The following is an 11,880-nucleotide window of genomic DNA, read 5'->3' as shown; positions in this document are numbered from 1 at the left end:
GTCATTGGCCCCTGGTGAAACCGTAGCGATTGAAGTAGGCGGCCGTTATACGTAAGTCGAAATCGGGTTATCAGACCGCGGCCTCTGAAATGTCTGTAGGGGTTTTCCCGTACGCGATGTTTAGCTTATCGTTATACGATTTTGATATTTAATTTATTTGTTACAGAACATTAAGCTATATATCCATCGGACCACCGGCTTTGTATCTGCCAATCAACAACACAATGACCGACACCGTTCGCCACACGGACCGATCGTGCGAACTCGGGGCAAGACGCCTCGACCTTGGATTCAAAGGGGAGCGGTATGGGGAGCAACACGCAACAACGTTTGTACACGGCGATTTTGTCGGCACATTTGCTGACCGCCGCCAGTGCTTTTACCTTCAGTTCTACAGCTGCCGCCGAGGCGGAAACCGCCGAAGCGCCAAAGCTCGACACCGTTATCGTCACCGGCACACGCTCTCAGGAGCGTACGGCCAGCCAGTCGTTGTCGCCCATCGATGTGATCAGCGGCGACAGCCTGCGCAGCACCGGCTCGGATGAGCTGGGCACCGTGCTGGCGAAGTTGATTCCGTCCATCAACTTTCCACGTCCGAGCCTGGTGGACGGCGCCGAGCTGGTGCGCCCGGCGCAATTGCGCGGCCTCTCGCCGGATCAGGTGCTGGTGCTGGTCAATGGCAAGCGGCGCCACACCAGCGCCTTCGTCAATCTGGGCGGCGCAGTGGGCCGGGGTTCGGCCCCGACCGACCTGAATGCGATCCCGCTGTCGTCGATCGACCATATCGAAGTGCTGCGCGATGGCGCGTCCGCCCGCTACGGCTCGGACGCGATTGCCGGGGTGATCAACATCATCCTCAAGAACGCCGACCATGGCGGTTCGATCTCCAGCAAGTTCGGCGAATACAAGAAGGGTGACGGTATCCAGCGGCAGATCTCCGGCAACAGCGGGTTCGCCATCGGTGACAACGGCTACCTCAACCTGTCCGGCGAAGGCGCCGACAACGACTACACCAACCGTGCCGGTAACGACTACCGTCCCGCCAGCATCGGTTCCACCACCTATGGCCAGCAAGTGTTCCGCCAGGGTGAGCCGGCCACCGACGAAGGCAAGTTCGCGTTCAACTCGGCCTACAGCTTCAACGACGCCGCCGAACTCTACAGCTTCGGTGGCTACAGCAAGCGCCGGGGCGAAACCGCCGGCTTCTATCGCGCCAGCAATGCCTCGAACAACCTGCCGGCGATCTTCCCCAACGGTTATCTGCCGCTGATTCGCGGCGATCTCGAGGACACTTCCCTGGTGGTCGGCCTGCGTGGCCTGCTGACGGATAACTGGCACTACGACCTGTCGGCCAACTACGGCAAGAACCAGTACGACCTGAGCACCGAGACCATCAACACCTCGCTGGGCCTGAACACTCCGCGCAAGTTTGATAACGGCACCCTGAGCAACGACCAGCGCCAGCTGAGCCTGGACCTGTCGCGGGAATTCAGCCTCGGCTGGCTGCCGTATCCGGTGTCCGTGGCTTTCGGCGGCGAGTACCTGCGCCAGGGCTACCAGATCAGTGCCGGCCAGCCTGAGTCCTATTACCAGAATGGCAGCTCCGGCCTGGGCGGCTTCCGCGAATCGGATGCCGGCAGCTATTCGCGGCATAACTTCGCCGAGTACCTGGACCTGGAAACCAACTTCACGGAAAAACTCAGTGCTTCGGCAGCGGTGCGTCGCGAGGACTACAGCGACTTCGGTGCCAACGTCAGCGGCTCGTTGTCGGCGCGCTACGATTTCACCCCACAGGTGGCATTGCGCGGCAGCGTCTCCAACGGTTTCCGCGCACCGTCCCTGGCCCAGCAGAACTTCGCCTTTACCTCCTCGCAGCTGATCGGCTCGACCGTGCAGGAAACCGGGGTGTTCCCGGCCAACGGCAAGGTGGCGCGCTTGCTCGGCTCCGATGATCTGAAACCGGAGAAGTCGCGCAACTACAGCCTCGGCCTGGTGCTGCAGCCGACGGACAACCTGACGCTGACCGCCGATATCTACCGGATCGATATCAGCGACCGCATCAGCCTGTCGTCCAACCTGTCGTTGAACAACGCGGCGATCGCCTATCTGCAGGCCAACGGCGTGGGCAACATCAACTACACCAGCGCCCGCTACTTCACCAACGCCACCAGTACCCGCACCGACGGCATCGACCTGGTGGCCAACTATCGCTACCAACTGGACAACGGGGTGCGCTGGAACAGTACCCTGGGCTACAACTTCAACCACACCAAAGTCACTGACGTGAAGGCCAACCCGGCGATTCTCAATCAGTTGGGGGTCAATCTGTTGCGGGTCGACCGTCGTGAAGAGCTTGGCTTGCTGGGTGACAGCACGCCGGAGCAGAAGCTGACCCTGGGCAACGACTTCAACTACGGCAACTGGACGCTGCACACGACCCTGGTGCGCTACGGTTCCTTCACCAGCTACCAGGCCGACCCGACCTACGACCAGACCTTCAAGGCGGCCTGGCTGCTGGACCTGGCGGCGGACTACAAGCTGAAGAACTGGACCTTTACCGTGGGCGGCGACAACGTCACCGACAAATACCCGGAGAAACTCAATGCCTACGCCAGTAACGGCGGCAACCTGGCCTATAGCACTTTTTCGCCGTACGGTTACAGCGGCGCGTTTTATTACGGTAAAGTGACTTACAACTGGTAATGATCAGGAATCCCGCGCAATCCGCCATGACCGCTATCGAACCCACGTTGTCGAGTTTGGCCTATCCGCCGCGCCTTGAACTGGGGGCGCAACTGACCCACGAGCAACTGCTCTGCTCCATGCAGGCCACCATGGCCCGGCACAAGGGCGGACCGGTCTGGCTGTTCGCCTACGGCTCGTTGATCTGGCGTCCCGAGTGCTCCGCCGTGGAGCGGGTACGCGGGCGGGTTCATGGTTATCACCGGGGGTTGTACCTGTGGTCCCATGAACACCGGGGCACGCCGGAGTTTCCGGGGTTGGTGTTCGGCCTGGATCGCGGCGGTTCCTGCAGCGGTTTTGCCTATCGCCTGCCGGACGATCAGTTGGAGGCGTCGCTCTATGCCTTGTGGCAGCGGGAGATGCCGGTGCCGTCCTATCGGCCGCACTGGCTCAATTGCCGCCTGGCCACGGGGCAGACGGTTCAGGCCCTGGGGTTCGTGCTCGAACGGCATCTGCCCAGCTATGCCGGCAACCTGCCGGATCATGTGCTGAACCAGGTGCTCGAAAGCGCTTGCGGGCGTTATGGCACCACCCGCGACTATGTCGAGCAGACCGCCAGTGCCTTGCGCAGCCATGCCATGCCGGATCGCAACCTGGAGGCGCGACTCAAGCGTTGCCGTTCGGCCTCGCATTAATACCACTACGACGTTTGAAAACAGCTCAGTGAAATATAACGCTCTATTTTTATAACCTTGAAAAGCGCTATTTGATATCGGCGCGAAAGAAGTTATCAAGGAGGGATGTATTTTATTAAGCTGTTTTGTGTTCAAGAATTGTTTCATTATCCGCGTTCATGAATGAACTGGGGCAGTGCTATAACGAGTGATCTTTTGCACTCAGGTAAAGCTCCATATGAAACTGAATATAGTGCGTGGGCTATCTGCCATTGTCAGTACCGGCATGCCAATACAACATGGTCGAGCCTTTCAGCGTGTGGCCGACACTCATGAATGCGTTATCGCCGTGCGGGCCGTGGGGGCTTGTGCCACAGGGTTGCTGCTGGAAAGTTATGCCACCAAGGGCTTTCACAACAAAGCCAAAAGTTGCACCTGGGGGCCGATGGCCGGGTTTGTCCTGGCGGACCCACGATTTACCAAAAACCCGGACATCTCCAGCCAGCGTAAAGCCTTGCAAGGGGCGGTCAGTTCAGGGGGCGACGAAACGCCGCTGTATATAACCAATGATCGGCGTCAGGCACTGGAAACTCAGCTGAAGTGCATGACACTGGTCGGGGGAAACAGCCAGGAAATGCGTTATACGGCGTCCGGCCCGATGGGGGTTTCCATGAGCTTCATATTGAAATATACAACGGGTGTGGCGGGCACCAAGGGCGAGGGACTCTGGGGCGTGTTTTATGGACCGCAGGAAAGCCGCCTGTCCAATAGCCTGACGGGACTCAACCAGGCACAGGATCGGACAAACCTGCTCCCGGTCATGGCCATCGTCGACCCCTATTGCCCGGTGGAGGTGCGCCAGACTTACCGGGCCGCGACCACCTGTGATTATGACTTGTGGGCGGTTTTCCCCCAGCGCAGCAGCTATTCCCGTTCAGGGGCGGACCGGCGCCGGGTGCCGGGCAGCGATCGCTTGCGCCAGGGGTTGAAGTCTTTTATCCAGCATGAGGATCCCCACCTGGGCAACATCACGCCGCGTATCAATCTACTCCGAACCGCGCTGAACACCGAGGTGCGTGCCCAAGGCTATCAAGGCGGAGATGTGGTGCATCACAGCGACGAAGCGGGCCGTCCGCTGGTTTCGGATATCGATTTTCCCTGCCTGTTCTTTACCCCCCATGAAGAGGCCTATTGCGCCCGGAATGTGCACGATGTGAAGCACCTGCTCAGTGTGTTGAGCTTCGACTATGTCCTTGGCTTGAATCCGGGCTGGCATCGCCAGTTGGGGCTTACGGTGAGCCGGGAAGGACACTACGAGGTCTAGCGTCGCTTCCCTTCGGTGTCAGCCGGGAAAGGGGGGTTCATCGATCTTTTCGCTGCGGGACTCGATCAACTGCCCTTTGTGGTCAAAGCGCAGCACGATCAGCCAGTCATATACCTCCTCCGGCCAATGCTTTTGCCCGGTCAGCATTTTCGCATCACCGCCGAAGGCTTCGATCAGGTTGTCGATATGCCCGTGGTGCCAGGCGATCAGCACCACCGGCACGCTGTTGTCCTTGCCGAGGGATTTGACCAGCTTGTCGACTTCGCCGTCGGCGTAGGGTTGTTCGATGGGCAGGTTCAGGCGCTGCGACAGTGGGGTGAGCGTCAGGCGTGGCCGCTCGCTTTCCTTGCTGTCGCTGGTGGCGATCAGGCGTTGCGGGGTCAGTTGCGCGCCGTCCAGCGACAAGGGATCGAAGTAGCTGGCGTAGGCCAGGGCCCGATGCTCGCCCGCGGGACTGAGCCCGCGACCCTGTTCGGGTTTTTCCGCGTGGCGGACGATCAGTACCGTGACATCGCTCAAGCCGACTTCCTTGTGGGCCATGGCCGGTGTAGCGAGGATCAGCGCGCAGAAGGCGAGTACGCCGGGGAGCAGGGGCTGTAGCAGTTTGAGCATGGATTTGCCTCGATGGGATGCAGGGGCGCGCTCGTCATGAGCGCGCCTCGATCATGGGCAAAATATAGCGGTATTCAGGCGTCTTGCCGGGTGAAACTGTTGTCAGGTGTTCAACGCACCTGCACCACCACTTTGCCGACGGCCTTGCGCTGGCCCAGGTCATTGATGGCCTGTGCGGTCTGCGCCAGTGGATAGGTCTGCGACACCAGCGGCTTCAATTTGCCCTCGGCGTACCAACTGAACAATTGCTGGAAGTTGGCGGCGTTGTCCTGGGGCTGGCGCTGGGCGAACGAGCCCCAGAACACGCCGACCACCGAGGCGCCCTTGAGCAGCGCCAGGTTCACCGGCAGCTCCGGGATGCGCCCGCTGGCAAAACCCACCACCAGCAGGCGGCCGTTCCAGGCGATGGAACGGATGGCCTGGTCGAACAGGTCGCCACCGACCGGGTCGTAGATCACGTCGGCGCCGTTGCCGTCGGTCAGGCGCTTGATTTCATCCTTGAGATTGTCCTGGCCATAGTTGATCAGTTCGTCGGCGCCCAGGGACTTGGCCACCGCGAGTTTCTCGGCACTGCTGGCGGCGGCGATCACCCGGGCCCCCATGGCCTTGCCGATTTCCACGGCGGCCAGGCCCACGCCTCCGGAGGCGCCGAGCACCAGCAGGGTTTCCCCCGGCTGCAACTGCGCACGCTGCTTGAGCGCATGCATGGAGGTGCCGTAGGTCATGCTGAAGGCGGCGGCGGTGGTGAAGTCCATGGCGGCGGGGATCGGCAGCACGTTATAGCCTGGCACTTTCACCTCTTCGGCAAAGCTGCCCCAGCCGGTCAGGGCCATCACCCGGTCGCCGACCTTGAGATGGCTGATCTTCTCGCCCACCGCGGCGACCACGCCGGCCGCCTCGCCACCCGGAGAAAACGGGAAGGGTGGCTTGAACTGGTACTTGCCCTCGATGATCAGGGTGTCCGGGAAATTCACCCCGGCGGCGTGCACCTGCAGCAGGATCTCGTTCTTCGCGGGCACCGGGCTGGCGACCTCTTCCAGCACCAGCGTTTCGGCGGGGCCGAAGGCTTTGCAGAGCACGGCTTTCATCGGGCTATTCCTTTGGGAGTGATGGCCGATAAGTGTAGGTGTGTGAGTCGAAGGGTCAACGAGCATGCCCCACCCTGATAGTCCGCCATAAGCTTTTGCTTGGGCAGGGCGGTGCGGGTCGCTATGCTAGGCCGCAAACCGGATAAGGAGCGAATTGTGAAAGCGTTGATCATGTTGATGTTGGCCTTGTCCCTGCCACTGGCGGCAGTGGCGGCGGAAGAAGCCAAGGAAGGGGAAGCGGCGGGCCCGAAAGTCAGCTATATCAGCCTGACGCCGCCGTTCGTCGGTAACTATGGCCTCGATGGCAGCCCGAAGCTCAAGGTCTACAAGGCCGATGTGGCCTTGCGCGTGACCGGTGAGGAAGCGGCCAAGGCGGTCAAGGCCAATGAGCCGTTGATCCGTAACCAGCTGGTGGCGTTGTTCGCCCAGCAGACCGTGGACTCGATGAGCAACGTCGAGGCCAAGGAAAAGATGCGCCAGGAAGCGCTGAAGCAGGTTCAACAGGTGATGAACGACGAAACCGGCAAGCCGATGATCGAGGACCTGCTGTTCAATAACCTGATCGTTCAGTAACGCTCGCAGGCATGCCGGGTTTGTGTGGCGAGCGGACGAGCCCGCTCGCCATGGAAGTCAGGACGCCAGGCTCTTGCGGAAGCGCATCAACGCAATCGCGAAGAACACCAGGCCGATGCCCGCCAGCGCCAGCAGGTCGGGCCAGACCACGCCGACCCCGGCATTGCGGAACAGGATCGCCGCCGCCAGGCTGACGAAGTGCGTCGACGGCGAGCCCTGCATCACCCATTGCAGCCAGGTCGGCATGCTGTCCAGCGGCGTGCTGCCGCCGGACAGCAGGAGCATGGGGATAATCACCGGGATCGCCAGCAGGCCGAACTGCGGGGTCGAGCGTGCCAGGGTCGCGAGGAAAATCCCCAGGGCCGTGCTGGCGAACAGATACAGCGCCGTGACCCCGAGGAACAACCCCATCGAGCCGGCCAACGGCACGCCCAGTGCGCCCTTGACGATCACCTCCAGCGACACCCAGGTGCAGATCACCACCACCAGCAGGTTGCTCCAGATTTTCGCCAGCATGATTTCCAGCGCCGTGAGTGGCAGCACCAGCAGGTGATCGAGGGTGCCGTGCTCGCGTTCGCGCAGCAGCGCGGTGCCGGTGAGGATGATCGCCAGGATGGTGATGTTGTTGACGATCTGGATCACCGCGAGGAACCAGCCGCCCTCCAGGTTGGGGTTGAACAACGCCCGGCTGGTCAGCTTGACCGGCGTCTGGCTCGCGGCTTCGGCCTGGCCGCTGTAATCGAGCAGCTCGCGCTGGAAAATCCGCCCGATATAGCCGGCGCCCATGAACGCCTGGCTCATGGCGGTGGCATCGACGTTGACCTGCACGGCCGGTGAGCGCCCGGCCAGCAGGTCACTCTGGAAGTTGGCCGGCACATTGATCACGAAGGTGTAGCGGCCGCTGTCCAGGGCGGCGTCCAGATGGTCGTAGGCCAACGCCGCCGGGCGCTGGAATTCCGGCGGTTGCAGGGCTTCGCCCAGTTGCCGCGACAGCGCGCTGTTGTCCTCGTCCACCAGGGCGACGCTGGCGTTGTGCACGCCGATCACCGAACCGGCCGCCGGCATGTAGATCGCCACGCTGAAGGCATAGAAGAGGAACAGCAGCAGGACGCTGTCATGGCGCAGGCTGGTCAGTTCCTTGATGCCAAGGCGCAGGATATGGGCGAGCTTGTGCATCAGACCTCCTGCTTCTTGAGCATGATCAGGCTCAGGCCGGTAAAGGCGACGAAGAACCCGAACAAGGCCAGGCACTGCGGCCACAGCTGGCGCAGATCCAGGGCCTTGGTGAAGGTGCCGACGGCGATATCGAGAAAGTGCCCGGCGGGGAACAGCGTGCCCATCAGCGCGGCGGCGCCGTCCAGCGACGAGCGGGGCACGATCAGCCCGGAGAACTGGATGGTCGGCAGGCTGGTGATGATCATGGTGCCGAGGATCGCGGCGATCTGGGTGCGGGTGAAGGCCGAGATCAGCAGGCCCATGCCGGTGGTCGCCAGCACATAGAGCACGCCGCCCAGGGCCAGGGTCAGGCCGCTGCCCTTGAACGGTACGCCGAACAGCCAGCGGTTCATCGCCACCAACAGGCCCAGGTTGACCAGGCTGACCGCCAGGTAAGGCGCCTGCTTGCCCAGCAGGAACTCCAGGCGGGTCAGGGGCGTGGCATAGAAATTGGTGATCGAGCCCAGCTCCTTCTCGCGGACAATGCCCAGGGCCGTGAGCATGGCCGGGATAAAGGCCAGGATCAGCGCCATCACCCCCGGACCGATGGCGTTCACGCTGACCACGTCCTGGTTGTAGCGAAAGCGGGTTTCCAGCTTGGCGGCGGGGCGCGCGTTGTGAGCGGGGCTGCTTTGCGCCGCCAATTGTTCGAGATTGGCCTGGTGCACCGCCTCGACATAATTGCGGCTGGTTTCGGCGCGGAACGGCATGCCGCCGTCCAGCCAGGCGGCGACCGTCGGTTGGCGCCCGGCATACAGGTCGCGTCCGAAGCCAGCAGGAATTTCCAGCGCGAGTTTGATCTCCGAGCGTTGCAGGCGCCGATGCAACTGCGCGGCGTCGTGGATCGGCGCTTTCTCCTCGAAGTAGCGCGAACTGCGGAAGGCCTCCAGGTAGGCCCGGCTTTGCGGCGTCTGGTCCTGGTCATACACGGCGAAGGCGAGGTTCTCCACGTCCAGGGAAATCCCGTAGCCGAAGATCACCATCATGAACAGCGCACCCAGCAGGGCAAAGGCCAGCCGCACCTTGTCGCGCAGCAGCTCCTTGCCTTCCCGGCTGGCCACCGCCAGCAAGCGCGCCAGGCTGAAGCCGGTCTTGTTCGGTGGCAGGCCGGACGAGGGCGGGGCGGTCTCTGTGACCGTGCCTTGCGGTTCCGCCTGGCTGCCCTGTGCCTGTTCCAGGCAGCGGACAAAGGCCGCTTCCAGGGTGTCGCCGTGGAACTGCCGTTGCAGGGCGTCCGGGGTGTCGCAGGCGAGCACCTGGCCGGCATGCATCAGGGAAATGCGGTCGCAGCGCTGGGCTTCGTTCATGAAGTGGGTGGAGAGAAAGATCGTCACTCCCTGTTCCCGCGACAGTTCGATCAGCAGGCGCCAGAAGTCGTCCCGTGCCGCCGGATCGACCCCGGAGGTGGGTTCGTCGAGGATCAGCACTTCCGGGCGATGCAGCACCGCCACCGCCAGCGACAGGCGTTGCCGCAAGCCCAGGGGCAGGGCGGCGGAGGGCTGGTCGGCGATCTCGCCGAGGTCGAAGCGCTGGATCAGTTCCTCGATTCGTGTCGTGCTGTCGGCCTTGGGCAGGTCGAACAGGCGCGCGTGCAATTCAAGGTTCTGCCGCGTGCTGAGTTCGCCATACAGCGAGAAACTCTGGGACATGAAGCCGACGCGCTTGCGGGTCGCCAGGTCCGCGGCGTCCACCGGTTTGCCGAGCAGCTTGGCGCTGCCTTCGCTGGCCGGCATCAGGCCGGTGAGGACCTTCATCGTGGTGGTCTTGCCGCAGCCGTTGGAGCCGAGAAAACCGAAGATCTCGCCGCGTCCGATGGCGAAGCTGACTTTGTTCACCGCCGTGAAGTCACCGAAACGCAAGGTCAGCTCGTGGGCTTCGATGGCGATATCGGTCTGGCTGCTGTCCCGGGGTGGGATCACCAGGGGCTGGTTGTCATGGCCGCTGTCGCCCTGGAAATGGGTGAAGGCGTCGTCGAGCTTGCCGCTCGCGGTGCTGGCGGCCAGTTCCTGGCTCAGGCCCACGGCGATCAGGCGGCCACGGTCGAGCATCAGGCAGTGTTCGAATTGCTCGGCCTCCTCCATATAGGCGGTGGCCACCAGCAGCGTGAGTTGCGGGCGCTGACTGCGGACCTGGTCCACCAGCTCCCAGAAGCGTCGCCGCGACAGTGGGTCGACGCCAGTGGTGGGCTCGTCGAGAATCAGCAGGTCGGGGTCGTGGATCAGCGCGCAGCACAGGCCGAGCTTCTGCTTCATGCCGCCGGAGAGCTTGCCGGCCGGGCGGTCGGCGAAGCGCTCCAGGTCAGTGGCGCGCAGCAGGTTCTGCATGCGCTGGGTGCAGTCGGCTTTGCCCAGCCCGAAGAGGGTAGCGAAGAAGCGGATGTTCTCGCTGATCGACAATTCGGGGTAGAGGTTGCCGCCCAGGCCCTGGGGCATAAAGGCGATGCGCGGGTACAGGCTGTTGCGGTGGCGGCGCTCGTCGATGGCGCCGCCGAGCACCTGCAACTGGCCTTGCTGGAGCTTCTTGACCCCGGCGATCAGCCCCAGCAGGCTCGATTTGCCGGCGCCGTCCGGGCCGATCAGGCCGCAGCGGGTGCCGGCGGGCAGGCTGAACGCGATGTCGATCAGGGCCTGTTGGTTGCCGTAGCGGTGCTGGATGCCACTGGCTTGCAGTGCCAGGTCGCTCATTTCAGGTTGGCCGGCCAGTCCACGGGGCTCGTACGCACGTAGCCGGCGCCGGGCATGCCGGGTTTGGCCTGGGGCACGGCGGCGGGCTCGGTCAGGCGCAGTTTGACCCGGAACACCAGTTTCTGCCGCTCGTCGCGGGTTTCCACTTCCTTGGGAGTGAACTGCGACTTGGCGGCGACGAAGGCGACTTTTGCCGGCAGGGGGTGCTCGGGCAGGGCGTCGAGCACGACCCGCGCGTCGTCACCCTGGGTCAGGCGACCGACCACGGAGGCGGGCAGGTAGAGGTTCATGTACTGATCGCTGGGATCGATCAGCAACAGGACCCGACCGCCGGCCCCGAGGACTTCCCCGGGTTCGGCCAGGCGCAGCTGGATAATGCCGTTGAGGGGCGCGCGCAGGCTGCTGTCGTCGATTTCGCTGGTCAGTTGGGCGACCTGGGCCTGGGCGGCACCGATGGCGGCGCTGACGGCCGAGACCTGGGCCTTGGCGGCGGCCAGCGCGGCGGTGCTGGTGTCGTAGCGGGCCTGTTGCTGGTCGATCACCTGGCCGCTGGCGAAACCGCGCTGTGACAGTTCGCGAAAGCGCTTGAGCTCCTGGCCGGCCAGCAGCAGTTCGCTCTGGCGCAGTTGCACATTGGCCTGGGCCGCGGCGAAGTTCTCGCGGGCGCGCAGCACTTCGGCCTCGGCCTGGTTGCGCTGGGCTTCGAGGGTGCGGGTGTCTAGGCGGGCGAGCAGTTGGCCCTGGGTGACCTTGTCGCCTTCGTTGACCAGCACTTCGGCCAGCCGGCCCGGGGTCTTGCTGGCGATCTGTACTTCGGTGGCTTCAAGGCGGCCATTGCCCATGCCGAGGCCTTCGGGCAGGCGGTCGTGAAGGGATTTCCAGTAGCCGAAGCCACCGGCGGCGGCCAACAGCACGAGCAGGGCACCGGCGAAAAGACGGGAACGACGTTGATTCATCGACATTGCTGCATCCTGCATCAGTAGCGTCCGATTTTGACCGAATACGTGGTGAAACGCGTTGATATTGGT

The 11,880-nt window shown here is 63.1% G+C and carries 9 protein-coding genes; 4 read left to right on the top strand and 5 right to left on the bottom strand.

Annotated features, from left to right (window positions below):
• Nucleotides 1–306 precede the first annotated feature (306 nt).
• From CWE01_RS19045 to CWE01_RS19035, 3 genes are all read left to right on the top strand, one after another.
• A complete protein-coding gene (locus CWE01_RS19045; RefSeq protein ID WP_100942092.1) occupies nucleotides 307–2,703 on the top strand; it encodes a TonB-dependent siderophore receptor in 2,397 nt (798 codons plus the stop codon).
• 26 nt (nucleotides 2,704–2,729) lie between these two features.
• Entirely contained in the window at nucleotides 2,730–3,377 is a 648-nt protein-coding gene (locus tag CWE01_RS19040) for a gamma-glutamylcyclotransferase (protein WP_100942091.1), read from the top strand.
• A 217-nt stretch (nucleotides 3,378–3,594) separates the two neighbouring features.
• Nucleotides 3,595–4,680: an anthrax toxin-like adenylyl cyclase domain-containing protein gene (locus CWE01_RS19035; RefSeq protein ID WP_100942090.1), complete on the top strand. Its 1,086-nt coding sequence runs from the start codon at nucleotides 3,595–3,597 to the stop codon at nucleotides 4,678–4,680.
• Nucleotides 4,681–4,698: 18 nt separating this feature from the next.
• On the opposite strand, the gene CWE01_RS19030 is transcribed toward CWE01_RS19035, so the two are convergent.
• Nucleotides 4,699–5,292: a flagellar basal body-associated protein FliL gene (locus CWE01_RS19030; protein ID WP_100942089.1), complete on the bottom strand. Its 594-nt coding sequence runs from the start codon at nucleotides 5,290–5,292 to the stop codon at nucleotides 4,699–4,701.
• A 110-nt stretch (nucleotides 5,293–5,402) separates the two neighbouring features.
• Nucleotides 5,403–6,380: an NADPH:quinone oxidoreductase family protein gene (locus CWE01_RS19025; RefSeq protein WP_100942088.1), complete on the bottom strand. Its 978-nt coding sequence runs from the start codon at nucleotides 6,378–6,380 to the stop codon at nucleotides 5,403–5,405.
• A gap of 156 nt (nucleotides 6,381–6,536) precedes the next feature.
• Here CWE01_RS19025 and CWE01_RS19020 point away from each other — a divergent pair, with 156 nt between their 5' ends.
• On the top strand, nucleotides 6,537–6,953 hold the full coding sequence (locus tag CWE01_RS19020) for a flagellar basal body-associated protein FliL (protein WP_100942087.1): 417 nt from the start codon (nucleotides 6,537–6,539) through the stop codon (nucleotides 6,951–6,953).
• A gap of 57 nt (nucleotides 6,954–7,010) precedes the next feature.
• Here the strand turns inward: CWE01_RS19020 and CWE01_RS19015 are convergent, their stop codons facing one another.
• The 3 genes from CWE01_RS19015 to CWE01_RS19005 are packed head-to-tail and all read right to left on the bottom strand — an operon-like array spanning nucleotide 7,011 to nucleotide 11,814.
• Nucleotides 7,011–8,129 (bottom strand): ABC transporter permease, encoded by a 1,119-nt coding sequence (locus CWE01_RS19015; protein ID WP_100942086.1) that lies wholly within the window; start codon nucleotides 8,127–8,129, stop codon nucleotides 7,011–7,013.
• Nucleotides 8,129–10,852 (bottom strand): ribosome-associated ATPase/putative transporter RbbA, encoded by a 2,724-nt coding sequence (rbbA, locus tag CWE01_RS19010; RefSeq protein ID WP_100942085.1) that lies wholly within the window; start codon nucleotides 10,850–10,852, stop codon nucleotides 8,129–8,131. The genes CWE01_RS19015 and rbbA overlap by 1 nt, the downstream gene beginning before the upstream one ends.
• Nucleotides 10,849–11,814, bottom strand: coding sequence for a biotin/lipoyl-binding protein (locus CWE01_RS19005; protein ID WP_100942084.1), 966 nt, complete (start codon nucleotides 11,812–11,814; stop codon nucleotides 10,849–10,851). The genes rbbA and CWE01_RS19005 overlap by 4 nt, the downstream gene beginning before the upstream one ends.
• Between the last annotated feature and the right edge of the window lie 66 nt (nucleotides 11,815–11,880).

The organism is Pseudomonas sp. QS1027 (assembly GCF_002814235.1).
Classification (GTDB): domain Bacteria; phylum Pseudomonadota; class Gammaproteobacteria; order Pseudomonadales; family Pseudomonadaceae; genus Aquipseudomonas.
The sequence above is the reverse complement of the archived record's forward strand: the minus strand, read 5'-3'. Positions and strand labels throughout refer to the sequence as shown.